Origin of the sequence: Nocardioides luteus (assembly GCF_000960475.2) — a bacterium.
Lineage (GTDB): Bacteria > Actinomycetota > Actinomycetes > Propionibacteriales > Nocardioidaceae > Nocardioides > Nocardioides luteus_A.
Genome location: NZ_JZDQ02000004.1, coordinates 24,831 through 37,346 on the forward strand (window position 1 = coordinate 24,831; position 12,516 = coordinate 37,346).

Annotated in this window: 18 protein-coding genes; 7 read left to right on the top strand and 11 right to left on the bottom strand. The window is 69.8% G+C overall.

What is annotated here, in order from left to right:
- Positions 1 to 31 precede the first annotated feature (31 nt).
- Positions 32 to 469 carry an OsmC family protein gene (locus UG56_RS03310; RefSeq protein ID WP_045549781.1) on the top strand — a complete coding sequence of 146 codons (438 nt, stop codon included), beginning with the start codon at positions 32 to 34 and terminating at the stop codon, positions 467 to 469.
- A 10-nt stretch (positions 470 to 479) separates the two neighbouring features.
- Here the strand turns inward: UG56_RS03310 and UG56_RS03315 are convergent, their stop codons facing one another.
- The gene (locus UG56_RS03315; protein WP_045549782.1) at positions 480 to 1,541 is read right to left on the bottom strand and encodes an S-adenosylmethionine:tRNA ribosyltransferase-isomerase; all 1,062 of its coding nucleotides are present in this window, start codon (positions 1,539 to 1,541) and stop codon (positions 480 to 482) included.
- The gene (locus UG56_RS03320) at positions 1,538 to 2,236 is read right to left on the bottom strand and encodes an SDR family NAD(P)-dependent oxidoreductase (protein WP_084100438.1); all 699 of its coding nucleotides are present in this window, start codon (positions 2,234 to 2,236) and stop codon (positions 1,538 to 1,540) included. Before UG56_RS03320 ends, UG56_RS03315 begins: the two co-directional genes overlap by 4 nt.
- A 61-nt stretch (positions 2,237 to 2,297) precedes the next feature.
- Here UG56_RS03320 and soxR point away from each other — a divergent pair, with 61 nt between their 5' ends.
- Entirely contained in the window at positions 2,298 to 2,771 is a 474-nt protein-coding gene (soxR, locus tag UG56_RS03325) for a redox-sensitive transcriptional activator SoxR (RefSeq protein WP_045549784.1), read from the top strand.
- An 81-nt stretch (positions 2,772 to 2,852) separates the two neighbouring features.
- On the opposite strand, the gene UG56_RS03330 is transcribed toward soxR, so the two are convergent.
- Entirely contained in the window at positions 2,853 to 3,572 is a 720-nt protein-coding gene (locus UG56_RS03330) for a peptidylprolyl isomerase (RefSeq protein ID WP_045549785.1), read from the bottom strand.
- Between the two features lie 186 nt (positions 3,573 to 3,758).
- On the opposite strand from UG56_RS03330, the gene UG56_RS03335 reads away from it, so the two are divergent.
- Entirely contained in the window at positions 3,759 to 4,229 is a 471-nt protein-coding gene (locus UG56_RS03335; protein WP_084100441.1) for a GNAT family N-acetyltransferase, read from the top strand.
- Here UG56_RS03335 and UG56_RS03340 read toward each other — a convergent pair.
- From UG56_RS03340 to UG56_RS03365, 6 genes are all read right to left on the bottom strand, one after another.
- A complete protein-coding gene (locus UG56_RS03340; RefSeq protein ID WP_045549786.1) occupies positions 4,184 to 4,711 on the bottom strand; it encodes a MauE/DoxX family redox-associated membrane protein in 528 nt (175 codons plus the stop codon). The two genes, UG56_RS03335 and UG56_RS03340, sit on opposite strands and share 46 nt — an antisense overlap.
- Positions 4,708 to 4,899, bottom strand: a complete 192-nt coding sequence (locus UG56_RS03345; RefSeq protein ID WP_045549787.1) for a hypothetical protein — start codon at positions 4,897 to 4,899, stop codon at positions 4,708 to 4,710. Before UG56_RS03345 ends, UG56_RS03340 begins: the two co-directional genes overlap by 4 nt.
- Before the next feature lie 101 nt (positions 4,900 to 5,000).
- Positions 5,001 to 6,125: an endonuclease/exonuclease/phosphatase family protein gene (locus UG56_RS03350; RefSeq protein ID WP_045549788.1), complete on the bottom strand. Its 1,125-nt coding sequence runs from the start codon at positions 6,123 to 6,125 to the stop codon at positions 5,001 to 5,003.
- A 22-nt stretch (positions 6,126 to 6,147) separates the two neighbouring features.
- A complete protein-coding gene (locus UG56_RS03355; protein ID WP_045549789.1) occupies positions 6,148 to 6,897 on the bottom strand; it encodes a VOC family protein in 750 nt (249 codons plus the stop codon).
- Between the two features lie 96 nt (positions 6,898 to 6,993).
- A complete protein-coding gene (locus UG56_RS03360; RefSeq protein WP_045549790.1) occupies positions 6,994 to 7,269 on the bottom strand; it encodes a hypothetical protein in 276 nt (91 codons plus the stop codon).
- 84 nt (positions 7,270 to 7,353) lie between these two features.
- Positions 7,354 to 7,719, bottom strand: coding sequence for an MmcQ/YjbR family DNA-binding protein (locus UG56_RS03365; RefSeq protein WP_045549791.1), 366 nt, complete (start codon positions 7,717 to 7,719; stop codon positions 7,354 to 7,356).
- A 137-nt stretch (positions 7,720 to 7,856) separates the two neighbouring features.
- On the opposite strand from UG56_RS03365, the gene UG56_RS03370 reads away from it, so the two are divergent.
- Complete coding sequence (locus UG56_RS03370) at positions 7,857 to 8,291, top strand: SPW repeat protein (RefSeq protein WP_045549792.1); 435 nt, start codon at positions 7,857 to 7,859, stop codon at positions 8,289 to 8,291.
- Positions 8,292 to 8,361: 70 nt separating this feature from the next.
- Here the strand turns inward: UG56_RS03370 and UG56_RS03375 are convergent, their stop codons facing one another.
- Positions 8,362 to 8,784, bottom strand: a complete 423-nt coding sequence (locus tag UG56_RS03375) for a PPOX class F420-dependent oxidoreductase (protein ID WP_045549793.1) — start codon at positions 8,782 to 8,784, stop codon at positions 8,362 to 8,364.
- 152 nt (positions 8,785 to 8,936) lie between these two features.
- Between UG56_RS03375 and UG56_RS03380 the strand changes: the two genes are divergently transcribed.
- The 3 genes from UG56_RS03380 (at position 8,937) to UG56_RS03390 (ending at position 11,913) form a co-directional block, all read left to right on the top strand.
- Positions 8,937 to 10,358 carry a S28 family serine protease gene (locus UG56_RS03380; RefSeq protein WP_045549794.1) on the top strand — a complete coding sequence of 474 codons (1,422 nt, stop codon included), beginning with the start codon at positions 8,937 to 8,939 and terminating at the stop codon, positions 10,356 to 10,358.
- A 79-nt stretch (positions 10,359 to 10,437) separates the two neighbouring features.
- On the top strand, positions 10,438 to 11,316 hold the full coding sequence (locus UG56_RS03385) for an LLM class F420-dependent oxidoreductase (RefSeq protein WP_045549795.1): 879 nt from the start codon (positions 10,438 to 10,440) through the stop codon (positions 11,314 to 11,316).
- 96 nt (positions 11,317 to 11,412) lie between these two features.
- A complete protein-coding gene (locus tag UG56_RS03390) occupies positions 11,413 to 11,913 on the top strand; it encodes a DUF5994 family protein (RefSeq protein ID WP_052693774.1) in 501 nt (166 codons plus the stop codon).
- 93 nt (positions 11,914 to 12,006) lie between these two features.
- Here the strand turns inward: UG56_RS03390 and UG56_RS03395 are convergent, their stop codons facing one another.
- Positions 12,007 to 12,444, bottom strand: coding sequence for a DUF3592 domain-containing protein (locus UG56_RS03395; RefSeq protein ID WP_008359604.1), 438 nt, complete (start codon positions 12,442 to 12,444; stop codon positions 12,007 to 12,009).
- Between the last annotated feature and the right edge of the window lie 72 nt (positions 12,445 to 12,516).

Consider the following 12,516-nt stretch of genomic DNA (forward strand, 5'->3'; position numbering starts at 1 on the left):
CAGGCTAACGGGCGGGTGGCACTCTTACCCCATGACTTCTGATGCGGCAGACCAGCGCTCGGTATCTCTGGAGAAGATCGGCGAGCACCGCTTCCGTGCCACCAACGCGCGCGGAGGCACCGTGGTGATCGGCCACGGCGACGACCCCGACTTCACCCCGGTCGAGCTGCTCCTCGCCGCCCTGGCCGGCTGCAGCGCCCTGGACGTCGACTTCATCACCGGAAAGCGGTCGCCGATGGAGACCTTCGAGGCCCTCGCCGCGGCCACCAAGATCCGTGACGAGCAGGGCAACCGTCTCGTCGACATCTCGGTCACCTTCGACATCACCTTCCCCGAGGGCGAGGCCGGCGACGCTGCCCGCAAGGTCCTCCCGGACGCGATCAAGAAGTCCGAGACCCGGCTGTGCACCGTCGGCCGCACCGTCTCGGTGGGCACCCCCGTCACCTACGGCGAGGGCGCCCTGTCCTAGCACTCAGGGTTCAGGGGAGCAGGAGGGCGGAGTCGCCGAACTCGTGCCACAGGTAGCCCTCGGCGACCGCGGCGTCGTAGGCCCGCTGGGTGAGCTCGGGGCCGGCCACCGCCTCGACGAGCAGCAGGTGGCTGGCCTGCGGGTCGTGCCAGCCGGTGATCAGCCCGTTGACGACGTACGGCGGGTTGGCCGGTGTGATGACCCGGTCGGTCCAGCCGCTGGCCGCCCTCATCGCACCGGTCGCCGGGACGACCGCCGACTCCAGGGCCCGGGTGACGGTGGTGCCGGCCGCGACGACGCGGCCACCGGCGTACCTGGTCTGCTCCACCAGCCTGGCCGTCGTCTCGGAGACCTCGAACCACTCCGCGCCCGGTGCCTCGCCGGCCTCCTGCGAGGAGACGCCGGTGTGCAGGGTGACCGGCGCGATCTGGATGCCGCGCGTCACCAGCTCGGTGACCAGTGGATGGGTGAACGGCCGCGCCGCCGACGGCATCTCGGCGCTCCCGGGGCGGTGCCCGAAGACGGTCTGGTAGGCGTCGAGCGGGTAGCGGCGGTCGAGATAGCCGTACGCGATCGGGCGGCCGGACCGCGCCAGCTCGGCGGCCACGTCGCCGGTGACCTCCGCGCGCCAGAGCCGGTTGCCCTCTCCGGTGGGGGAGGAGGGGCGGCCGTCGGGGTAGGGCTCGCGCAGGGTGACCCGCAGGCCGGCGGTCACCACCACGTCGCCCTCGGCCGCGTCGAGGACCGACCGCGAGGCGTCCGGCGCGGAGCGGAGCTCCACGGCCCAGCCCGTGTCGAGCCGCTGGGCGAGGTGGAGCACCACCCGGCCACGCCCGATCAGGTCGGCGTCGAGCTGACGCGCCTCGGTGATCGAGTCGTTGACCACGACCAGGTCGCCGGGGGAGAGGTGCTCGGCAAGGGAGCGGAACCTCGCATGTCGTACGCCCTCAGGGCTCGCCACGAGCAGACGCACGCCGTCACGCTCGAGGCCGCGCCACTCCGCGGGCGCGGGAGCGGTGGTGTCCTCGGGGAAGGGGAACGTGGTGGTCGGTCGTTCGGCGAGCATCGTCATCGGCTTGCTCCTGCGGGTGCGAGATCGGTGGCGCGGTAGCGCCCTGAGGGCTGCGTGCTCGTGAGCAGCGCGAGCAGGTGCGGAACGACCGATTCCGGGAGCGGGCGGTCGGAGATGTCCTCGCCGGGGAAGGCGGCCTGGTGCATCGCGGTGCGCATGTCGCCGGGGTCGACGGCGTACGCGCGGATGCCGTTCTCCTCGCCGAGGGTCAGGACCAGGTGGTCGAGGGCGGCCTTGCTCGCGGCGTACGTCCCCCAGGTCGGGTAGTGCTCGACGGCGGCGTCGCTGGAGATGCCGACGAGGGTGCCGCGCGAGGCGATCAGGTAGGGGAGGAGCCGCTGGGTGAGCGTGAGCGGGGCGAGCAGGTTCGTCTCCAGCACTTGCGAGAAGAGGCTCTCGGGGACCTCGGCCAGGGGAAGCATCGGGCCGAGCTCGCTGGCGTTGTGCACGAGCAGGTCGAGCCGCCCGTGCCGCGCGACGGCGGCGGCGATCGCGTCCTGATGGTCCCCGTCGCGTACGTCGCCCACCAGGCTCGTCACCCGCGAGCTGTCCGGCAGGGCGGCGTGGAGGCGGTCGGCGTCGCGGGCGTCGGTGACGACGCTCCAGCCGGTGTCGAGGAGCGCCGTGGCCAGGGCGAGCCCCAGCCCGGCGGAGCCGCCGGTGATGACGGCTACTTCGTTGTGTGATCTGGTCATGCTGGCTAGCATTCAACCTAAAGTGAACTTGAGATCAAGGCCCGTGACAGAAAAGAGTGAGATGAACACCCACGACCTGCTCACGATGGGCGAGGTGACCCGCCGCAGCGGCTACGCGGCCTCCGCGGTGCGCTACTACGAGAGCCAGGGCCTGATCCAGGCCGAGCGATCGGCCGGGGGACAGCGTACGTTCGAGCGCAGCGTCCTGCGCCGCCTCGCCTTCATCCGGGCGGCCGCCAACGTCGGGCTGTCGCTGGACGAGATCAAGGCCGAGCTCGACTGCCTGCCGGGGGACCGGACGCCCACCAAGGCCGACTGGGCCCGGATGTCCAAGCACTGGCGCCGCCGCCTCGAGGAGCAGATCCACGCCCTGGAGCGGCTGCGCGACAACCTCGACTCCTGCATCGGCTGCGGTTGCCTCTCGCTGCAGCGCTGCCGCATCTCCAACCCCGGCGACGCCGCGGCCGCGCAGAGCTCCGGCGCTGCGTACCTCCCGAAGGTCCTGCGCCGAGACCCGCCCCGCCGCCGCGTCTGACCCGCCGAGGCGTCAGCCCCGTCGGTCGAGATGGCACCGACGTGCCGACTCGGCCGGCGTACGTGACGCCTCGGCGGGGTTTCAGCCGACGGTGATCGTCTCGAAGTCGACGGGAGTGTTGGGGGCGCCGGTGCCGTCGGGGCCGGGCTCGCCCACGCCGGCCTTGCCGACCTTCTGGAGGGTCTTGACGGCGGCCTCGTCGAGGGTGCCGAAGACGGTGTAGGCCGGCGGGAGCTGGGTGTCGCCGAAGACCATGAAGAACTGGCTGCCGCCGGAGTCGGGCTGGCCGGTGTTGGCCATGGCGAGCGTGCCGGCGGGGAAGGTGTCGCTGGGCTCGAGCTCGTCGGGGATGGTGTAGCCCGGGCCGCCGGTGCCCTGACCGGTCGGGTCGCCGCACTGCAGCAGCTCGAAGCCCGGGTTGACGGCGAGCCGGTGGCAGCTGGTGCCGTCGTAGTAGTCCTGCGAGGCCAGCGAGAGGAACGAGTTGACCGTGCAGGGCGCCTTGTCGGCGTCGAGTGTGATCGCCAGCGGGCCGACGGAGGTGTTGATGGTGGCGGCGACCTTGCCGGTGTACTGCGCGGTCTTCTCCGGCACGTCCACCTCCTTCGAGGCGCCCATCGGGTCCTTGGCGTAGTCACAGCTGGTGGAACCGGCCTTCACGATCGACTTCCAGTCGCTCGACTCGCTCGACCTCGGGCCCTTGCTCTCCTGAGCCTCACCCGAGTCCCCGGAGGAGCCACAGGCGGAGAGCGTCAGAAGGAGGGCAGCGGCGGCAGCGGCCGGGAGCGTACGAGTCAGCATGCCCAGATGCTAGGGGAGCCGCCCGAATCCACCCTCGACCGACCCCGCATGGCGATGGCCCCGTCATCGTCCGCCAGCATCGGAGCCACGCACTATCGCACAGCATGGTTGCCGGCCGCGATACTGCACCAGCCTCGTCCAACCCCACGACGCCACGACGGGGGAGGGCTCGGCTAGCCTCCAGGCGTGCCCCTGCTCTCCCTGCGCTTCGAGCTCGACGACCTGACCCGCCCCGAGGTGGTCCGGATCCTCGAGGAGCATCTCGAGGACATGTACGCGGTGACCCCGGCCGAGTCGGTGCACGCGCTCGACCTCGCCGCGCTGAAGGTGCCCGAGATCGCGTTCTGGTCGGCCTGGGAGGACACCGAGCTCGTCGGCTGCGGTGCGCTGAAGTCGCTCGGAGAGGGCGACTACGAGCTCAAGTCGATGCGCACCGCCGCCGCGGCCCGCGGCCGCGGCGTCGCCACCGCGGTGCTCCGCCACCTCATCGAGCAGGCCCGATCACAGGGCGGTCGCCGGGTGCTCCTGGAGACCGGGACCGAGGCCTTCTACGAACCCGCCCGTCGCCTCTACGCGGGCAACGGCTTCACCGAGCGCCCGCCCTTCGGCAGCTACGTCCTCGACCCCAACTCGGTCTTCTTCGAGCTCTCGCTGTAGTCGTCGACCGGCGGCATGCCCCGCCGGAAGAGCAGGTCGTCGAGCGCCAGCTTGGTGCGGCGTACGACGAGCAGGTAGACGGCGATCGCCAGCCAGCCGAGATCGCGGAAGGTGTCGGCGAGATAGGCGGGATCGGCCGAGGCGCCGCCGCCACCGAAGCAGCCGCAGTCGATGTTGAGCCCGCGCGCCCAGGCCGAGGTGATCCCGATCAGGAACGAGCACAGGCCGAGCGCCGTGCCCAACGCCGCGGTCCGGGTGAACAGCCCGAGGATCAGCAGCACGCCGAGGACGATCTCGGCGACCGGCATCGCGATGGCGTACGCCGGGGCCAGCTGCCACGGCAGCAGCTGGTAGCCGCGCACGGCCTGCTCGGTGATCGTCGGCTCGGGCAGCTTGGCGAGCCCGGCGGCGAGGAAGACGAAGCCGAGGTAGAGGCGGCCGGCGAGCCCGATCCAGCCCAGCAGGTCAGCACGGGTCCTCATGAGAGCACCACCCAGGACGTGCGGAGCACACCGAAGACGACGAGTGCCGCCACGGCCGCGTAGCCGGCCCACAGCAACGGCGCCGGCGAGACCTGGTCCCGGATCTCACGCCGAACGAACCACACCCCGAACGCCAGCACGGCCACGGAGACCGCGACCAGCCCGACGACGTACCACACCTCGTTCACCTCGCCAGAGTGCCACAGCCGAGGCCCGGAACCACCGCCCGGACGCCCGCCCTCAGCGCATCTTCAGGCTGCAGGCCGCCTTCTCAGGAACCGGGGCCCGATCACAGGTCGGTGAAGTCGGCGTAGAGACAGGCGTGGTCGGAGGCCGCGTGCTGCTCCGCGGTCAGCGTGGGGAACAGGTCCCACGGATCCTTGGTGCGCGGCCCGTGCCACACGCCCTTGCGGAAGACGCCGCCGCCGGTCTGCTTCGCGCGCAGCGCGGGGGAGAGGAGCAGGTAGTCGATCTTCTCGTCCTCGTTGCCGGAACCATACGTTCCGCGGCGGTGGTTCCAGTCCCAGTGCTCGTGCTCGCTCGCATCGACGAGCCCTGAGACCGACAGCAGCGGCTGCAGCGCCTCGCTGGCGGGGGAGTCGTTGAGGTCGCCGGCGACACAGACGTGCTCGAAGCCCTCCTCGAGCAGACCGCGGTAGATCTCCGCGACCCGCGTGGCCTGCCGGGTTCGCCGCTTGGCGCCCTGGGGATCGCCCTTCTCCGAGTAGCCCTTGGACTTGAAGTGGTTGGCGAGCACCACGATCCGCGCACCGCTGGGCGCCTCGAGGTGATACTCGCAGCAGTCGCGGGAGAAGATCACGCCCTCGTCGTCGCGATCGAAGATGTGGGTGCGGATCTGCACGAGGCGATACCCGTCGCCGACCATCACCCCGACATCGATGCCGCGCTCGTCGTTGCCCTCGACCACCATCACCTGCTCGTACGCCTCGGCGCCGACCTCCGGCAGCAGCGTCTGGGAGAACATGTGCAGCCCCGGCCGGTCGTCGGCCTCGACGACCACCGCGACCTCGGCCCGCAGCTCGGCGAAGACGCGTGCGGTGTTCTCCGTGGCGACCTCGTCGACGGCGACGGTCTTGAGCTCGACGAACCCGACCCAGTCGTTGCGCCCCTTCGCGACCAGCTGGACGTCGCCCGACCGCGGCCGCTTCAGGAGCGCGCCGCGCAGCTTTCGCAGCCGCGCGAACTCGCCCTCGTCGCTCCGCAGCAGGCCGAGCTTCTCCAGGTTGTCCAGGATCTCCTGCTCGTGGCCCTGGTAGCTGGGCTGGGCGAGCAGGGTGGAGACGCGGGCGTGGGCGGTCAGGACCGCGCGCCGCGTCTTGGCGTCGGCCGCGTCGGCGTCCATCGCCTTCGGCCGTGCGAAGAGGTTCTCCACGTTGAACGATGCGAGCCGCATACCTCCAGGCTAGCCCTACATATCAGGCCGGCCGACCGGTCAGCGGGTCGCGATCGGTGAGGCAGTAGACCTGCCCGTACGGGGCACGCATCACCGTCCACCACTCGAAGACGCCGACCGTCTCGGCGCCGAGCGCCTCATGACGGCAGGTCTCCGCAGCACGGTGGGCGACCGCGACGTCCGGGTGCGCCTTCACCTCGCCGTCCTCGTCCTCCAGCCGTTGCAGCAGGATCCGGAGGCCACCGTGAGGGTCGGGGTCGGCGAGGCGTACGAACTCGGGGGTCTTGGTCGGCTCCGGGGTCCGTCCGGTCACCGCGGCCCAGAAGGCGACCTCCTCGTCCCAGCGGGAACGGGGGATGTCGATGCAGAGCTGGTCGAGCACCCGCTCGGGCTCCGAGCGGGCGAAACGGGGCGCGGCGCCCTCGCCCAGGGTGTGGCAGAAGAGCAGCCCGCCGGGGGAACGCATGACCGGCACCCCGTCGTACGTCCATGCCGGGTGTGCCCCGAGCGCCGTCGAACGCTCGACGGCGGCCTCACGATCGGTGGCGTCGAGATCGACATGGATCCGTGGCTCGCTGTCGTCGAACGCCTGCATCTTCAGCCAGGAGTCGCCCGTCTGCGGCACCAGGGTGAGGAACTGTCCGTCCTCGCCCCTCGGCGGCGAGAGCGCCCATCCCGTCGCCGCCGACCAGAACCCGACCGCCTCCTCCCAGCGCGGGCGCGGGACGTCGAGGAAGAGATGGAACCAGGCAGGTACGCCAGCGGTGCTCATGCCTGTCGACCCTACGCGCGCGACGAGACCGGCGCAGCGCAAAACGAGCCACGCCGGGGCACACCGCGAGTGCGGTGCGCCCCGGCGTGTGCGGGTTCAGCCCTGCTGAGAGATCCCGAACTGGACGTTGCCGGAGGCATCCATCCCGGCGTCGAGGATCTTGTCGTCGAGCTCGGCAGCGGCGCCCTGGTCCAGGAAGACCCGCGCGCCCTCCTGCTCGATGACCTGGTCCTCCGCCTCGGCGGTGGGGACCAGTGCGGCGCTCAAAGCACCGTCCGGTTCTGCGTTGGAGGCGAGCCGGAGGCCGGCGCCCTGGGACTGCTCGGAGATCGAGCGGACGATCGTGGTGGCGTTCTCGGTCAGCTGAAGCATGTCGAGATCTTCCGTGGTTGGGTTCGGAGTACCCGCTCCACCATTCCTCACCGAAGAGCCGCATTCAAGCCCGGCACCCCGTGATCAGGCGTCCCAGCCCTCCGGACGCAGCTTCTTGGGGAGCTTCGAGACGACCATGGCGTACGACTCGTCGACCGCTTCGAGGATCTCCTCGTCCGGGATCCCGCCGCCCCAGGCCAGGTCGTTCCACCCCGACCGCCCGATGTAGCCGGTGACCGTCACATCGGCCGGATAGCGCAGCAGCCACTCGTCGGCGACCTCGCGCGACGCACCGCACTTGAGCCCCACCTTCGTGGCCCCGAGGAACGCGAAGATCTTCCCGCGCTCACCCGGACCGACCTTGATCACCGGGTGCTCGTGGTCCCACGGGTTGTCCGGCCAGGCGCCGGGCTTGGTGAGGCAGTAGGCCTGCAGCGAGGTCACGTCCATGGCGCCCATCCTGCCACCGCTCAGGCGCCGTCGAGCGCCACGATTTCAGCCGGGTCAATCGGGGCGCCGCGGGCCTAGAATATTGGCCGAGGACAGTCGTTCTTCCTTTGGCATGGGGCTGAGGAGGTGAAAAACAAATGTCGTCTGAAAACCTGTCCATTCAGGAACACCCCGACATCGCGGCACTTCGGGACCGGTTCGATCTGACCGGGTCCTCCGCCACCGCTCAGGTGGTCGACGGTGTCACGATGATGGCCGGCCTCTACCTGGCCGTCTCGCCGTGGATCGTGGGCTTCAACACCACGGCATCATCTCTGATGGTCAGCAACCTGATCATCGGTCTCACGGTTGCTCTGCTGGCGCTCGGTTTCGCGTCCGCATTCGGCCGCACACACGGTCTGGCCTGGACCGTCCCGCTCATGGGTGTATGGGCGATCGTCTCGCCGTGGCTCATGAACGGCGTCGACACAACCGGAGGAATGATCGCTTCCAACGTGATCGTCGGAGCGGTCATCATGCTGTGCGGACTCGGCTCGTCCGGGTTCGGCACTTTCTTCAATCCGCGTAGGTAGCACTCGCGGAATCGTCCCGAATCGACCGGCCGAGCGAGGAGCGCTCGGCCGGCCTCAGACGGCCGCCGGTTCAGCCCAGGTCCGCGCCGTAGACCTTCGTCACGGCGATCGTGATGAGCACGCGGCGGTCGGTGACCATGACCTCGCGGTACTCGTCCCAGTCAGGGTGCTCACCAGCACCGCGACGGTAGTAGTCGACGAGCGCGTCGACCTCGGGGCCGGTGGGATCGGTGCCGGGCCCGGTGAGCGTGACGGTGCCCTCGGCCGTGGCCCAGGAGCGCCCGCCCGGGCCGTCGACCTCGATCGCCGCCCGCGGGTCGCGGCGGAGGTTCTTCGTCTTCACCAGGCCCTCGCGGGTCGAGATCAGGATCTCGCCACGCTCGCGGTCGTAGTACTGCCACACCGGCGAGAGCTGTGGGAGCCCGTTCGCCTTGATCGTAGCCAGGATCCCGTGGCGGGTCGTGGCGAGCAGCTCGTGCGGGTCGAACGTCATGGTGAAGCGCCTCCTCGTCGGGCGTTGCCCAGATGGTCGTCGCCTTCTAGAAGGCGCCCGGACGCGACTTCCTTCCCGCGTTCCTAATTCGGAGGTGCGCCCCGCGCGGGTCGGCTAGGTTGCCGAGCACCCCGCACCGAAGGAGACCCCACATGCGTGCATTGATCGGCCGGATTCTGGTGGCGATGGGGATGGTATCCCTGCTCCTCGTCACGCCCGCCCACCCCGCGACCGCGGCCGAGGCCGACATCCTCGACCGGCTCCTCGCCATCGACGGCGTCAGCCTGATCCAGGAGAAGCCCGTCGCCGGCTACCGCTACTTCGTCCTGAGCTTCACCCAGCCGGTCGACCACCGGCACCCCGACGGCGACACCTTCCAGCAGCGCTTCACCGTGCTCCACAAGGACACCGCCCGCCCGACCGTGTTCCAGACCAGCGGCTACAACGTCTCGACCAACCCCGGCCGCAGCGAGCCGACGCGGATCGTGGACGGCAACCAGGTGTCGATGGAATACCGCTTCTTCACCCCCTCGCGCCCCGACCCGGCCGACTGGGACGACCTCGACATCTGGCAGGCGGCCAGTGACCAGCACGCCATCTACACCGCGCTGAAGCCGATCTACTCCGCCAACTGGCTCGCCACCGGCGGTTCCAAGGGCGGTATGACCGCGACCTACTTCGAGCGCTTCTACCCCCGGGACATGGACGGTGTCGTCGCCTACGTCGCGCCGAACGACGTGGTCAACCGTGAGGACTCCGCCTACGACGAGTTCTTCGCCACCGTCGGCACCGAGGACTGCCGCGGCCGGCTCAACGGCGTCCAGCGCGAGGCGCTCGTCCGCCGCGAGGCGCTGAAGGCGAAGTACGCCGACCTGGCGGCAGCCGAGGGCTACACCTTCGACACCGTGGGCAGCCTGGACGCTGCGTACGAGATGGTGGTGCTCGACTACGTCTGGGCCTTCTGGCAGTACGCCGGCACCTCCCAGTGCTCCAACATCCCCGCCGACGCGGCGACCGCCACCGACCAGGCGATCTGGGACTCGATCGACTACTACTCGGGCTTCAGCTTCTACACCGACCAGGGTCTGAGCCCCTACACGCCGTACTACTACCAGGCCGGCACCGAGCTGGGCGCGCCGACGATCGGCTTCCCGCACATCGAGGACGAGCTGATCCGCTACGGCTACCAGCCGCCGCGCAGCTTCGTCCCGCGCGACATCGACATGCGGTTCGACCCCTCCGCGATGCGTGACGTCGACTCGTGGGTGCGCAAGCACGCCCACCAGATGCTCTTCGTCTACGGCGAGGCCGACCCGTGGGGTGCCGAGCGCTTCCGCCCGGGAATCTTCGCCACCGACTCCTACGTGTTCACCGCGCCGGGCATGAACCACGGTGCCAACGTGGCCGGTCTGGTCGCCGACGAGCGTGAGCTCGCCACCGCCCGGATCCTGGAGTGGGCCGGCGTCGCGACCGCCGCGGTCGAGGCCGACGCGACGAAGGCGAAGCCGCTGGCTGCGTACGACGCGAAGCTGGACAAGCACGACCTGCGCGAGGAGCGGCGCATGCGTCCGTGAGTCGACTGCGGGTCTCGGAAATGGGGGTCTCGGAAAGGGGCTTGTCTTCGAGCGCACTCGAAGGCCTAGCGTCTGAGGTATGGATCTTGGACTCCACTACTTCACGTTCACCCACCCCGAGTGGGAGACCACGCTCGCCGACAAGCTGACCGAGACGGCCCGGATCGCAGACGAGGGTGGCGTCGACCTGCTCACCGTCATGGACCACTGGTTCCAGATGGAGCAGGCCGGCGGCCCCTTCGAACCGATGCTCGAGGGCTACACCACGCTCGGCTACCTGGCGGGTATCACCGACAACGTACGCCTCAGCCTGCTCGTCACGGGGGTGACCTACCGCCACCCGGGGCTGCTGGCCAAGATCGTCACCACGCTCGACCGGCTCTCCGGCGGCCGTGCGCTGCTGGGCATCGGTGCGGCGTGGTACGAGCGTGAGCACCAGGGTCTCGGCGTGCCCTACCCGCCGACCGCCGAGCGGTTCGAGCGCCTGGAGGAGACCCTCGAGATCTGCCGCCAGATGTGGTCGGACAACGACGGCGCCTACGAGGGCAAGCACTACCAGCTCGCCGAGACGATCTCGCTGCCGCAACCGGTCAACGGCACCATCCCCGTCCTGATCGGCGGGGGCGGCGAGAAGAAGACGCTCCGCCTGGTCGCCAAGTACGGCCAGGGCACCAACCTCTTCGGTGCCGCCGGCCCCGACGCGGTCGCGAACGTCAAGCACAAGCTCGATGTGCTGCGTGGTCACTGCGACGACCTCGGCACCGACTACGACGCGATCGAGAAGACGATGCTCTTCCAGGGCCCCGCGGTCGAGGACCCGGACGCGTTCCTCAAGTCCATGGAGGAGTACGCCGCCCTCGGCATCACGCTCGTCGGGCTCATGCCGACGCCGTACGTCGATCCGGTTCCGTGGGCAACCGCCGCCGTCGACCTGGTGCCGCGGCTGAAGGAGATCTAGAAAGCCCGCTCCGGTTGGCCAGAGGCGTACACTTGTTCTAACCACGCTTCCAGCCGGGCTCGTCGAGTTCGCAGGGCAGCACGAAAGGTGATCGTCATGACGACGTCGCCGACAGATGAGCTCGCGACCGCAGTTCGGGTCGGGCTTCGGATCCGCCTCGACAACAGCTTCAGCTCGGGGCCGCTCGATGGCGCTTGGTGGCCACAGTCACGCGACCTCCAGGAGGAGGCCGCCGACCTGATCGACCACTTTCCCCATCGCGTGGGCCGGATCTCGCGGCTGTTGTACTCCCGGCCCGACTGGGACTCGGACGCGGGAGCGTCGAGCGCCCACAAGATCCGCGCCGCACGCGGGTTCGTGAAGGTGGGCTCGTTCCCGTCCGACGACACCCACCTCGTGGTGCTGTCGATGGCCTCCGGTTATCGGCTACGCCTGCTGGTGGTGCCTCACGACACCGACGCCGAGCGTGCCGAGGAGATCATGGAACAGGCGGCCGACGACCGGAACACCCAGCGCCCGGCGCAGCTGCTGGGCCTCGATGGCCCCGACCAGAGCCACATCGGTCAGCAGATCTGGGACAACGACGGCGCCCATTAGCCGTCCGGTCCGGTCCCTGATCGACCGGCGCCTCCCGTGCCGAGGTGGCGGCCCGAGCAGAGCGGCGCGGCTGCGAGCCTCCGGGAGGCTACGTCACATCGGAGCCCGAGCGAGCCCGAGGCCGACGCACGCGAACAGCAGCCCCATCCCACCGAAGATGATCCCGAAGACGATCGCGCAGCCGGTGCCTCCGCCGGATCCCGCGATCATCGACTTCGACGGGTCGAGCGGGTTGACCACGATGTCCAACGGCGGCACCGTCCCGTCCAGCCGGAACCGGCGGTCGGGCAGCGTACCCGAGCTCGCATAGGTGCCGCCGTCGGGACCGCGATACTCGTAGTGCGCGATCAGCCGGGTACGGCTGCCGTGGTCGCCGCTCGAGGTCGTCCTCGTCTCGACCTCGCGGATCGTGGCCTGCCACGGCGTCCAGGTCGAGAGCCGCTGGCGGCTGATGATCGACCAGACCACGATCCACACCCCGATGCCCGCGAACAGCAGGCCCATCCCCGCGAAGATCCAGCCGAAGAACATCCAAGTCTCCCATCGCCCGAGGCGAGAGCCGCCTGATGGCAGGAGGCTACGTCATCGCAGCGGGCTGGAGGA

Coding starts and splice junctions, on each gene's coding strand:
- UG56_RS03310 (WP_045549781.1), top strand. CDS start 32: ATGACTTCTGATGCGGCAGACCAGCGCTCGGTATCTCTGGAGAAGATC.
- UG56_RS03315 (WP_045549782.1), bottom strand. CDS start 1,541: ATGACGATGCTCGCCGAACGACCGACCACCACGTTCCCCTTCCCCGAG.
- UG56_RS03320 (WP_084100438.1), bottom strand. CDS start 2,236: ATGACCAGATCACACAACGAAGTAGCCGTCATCACCGGCGGCTCCGCC.
- soxR (WP_045549784.1), top strand. CDS start 2,298: ATGAACACCCACGACCTGCTCACGATGGGCGAGGTGACCCGCCGCAGC.
- UG56_RS03330 (WP_045549785.1), bottom strand. CDS start 3,572: ATGCTGACTCGTACGCTCCCGGCCGCTGCCGCCGCTGCCCTCCTTCTG.
- UG56_RS03340 (WP_045549786.1), bottom strand. CDS start 4,711: ATGAGGACCCGTGCTGACCTGCTGGGCTGGATCGGGCTCGCCGGCCGC.
- UG56_RS03350 (WP_045549788.1), bottom strand. CDS start 6,125: ATGCGGCTCGCATCGTTCAACGTGGAGAACCTCTTCGCACGGCCGAAG.
- UG56_RS03355 (WP_045549789.1), bottom strand. CDS start 6,897: ATGAGCACCGCTGGCGTACCTGCCTGGTTCCATCTCTTCCTCGACGTC.
- UG56_RS03360 (WP_045549790.1), bottom strand. CDS start 7,269: ATGCTTCAGCTGACCGAGAACGCCACCACGATCGTCCGCTCGATCTCC.
- UG56_RS03365 (WP_045549791.1), bottom strand. CDS start 7,719: ATGGACGTGACCTCGCTGCAGGCCTACTGCCTCACCAAGCCCGGCGCC.
- UG56_RS03370 (WP_045549792.1), top strand. CDS start 7,857: ATGTCGTCTGAAAACCTGTCCATTCAGGAACACCCCGACATCGCGGCA.
- UG56_RS03375 (WP_045549793.1), bottom strand. CDS start 8,784: ATGACGTTCGACCCGCACGAGCTGCTCGCCACGACCCGCCACGGGATC.
- UG56_RS03380 (WP_045549794.1), top strand. CDS start 8,937: ATGCGTGCATTGATCGGCCGGATTCTGGTGGCGATGGGGATGGTATCC.
- UG56_RS03385 (WP_045549795.1), top strand. CDS start 10,438: ATGGATCTTGGACTCCACTACTTCACGTTCACCCACCCCGAGTGGGAG.
- UG56_RS03390 (WP_052693774.1), top strand. CDS start 11,413: ATGACGACGTCGCCGACAGATGAGCTCGCGACCGCAGTTCGGGTCGGG.
- UG56_RS03395 (WP_008359604.1), bottom strand. CDS start 12,444: ATGTTCTTCGGCTGGATCTTCGCGGGGATGGGCCTGCTGTTCGCGGGC.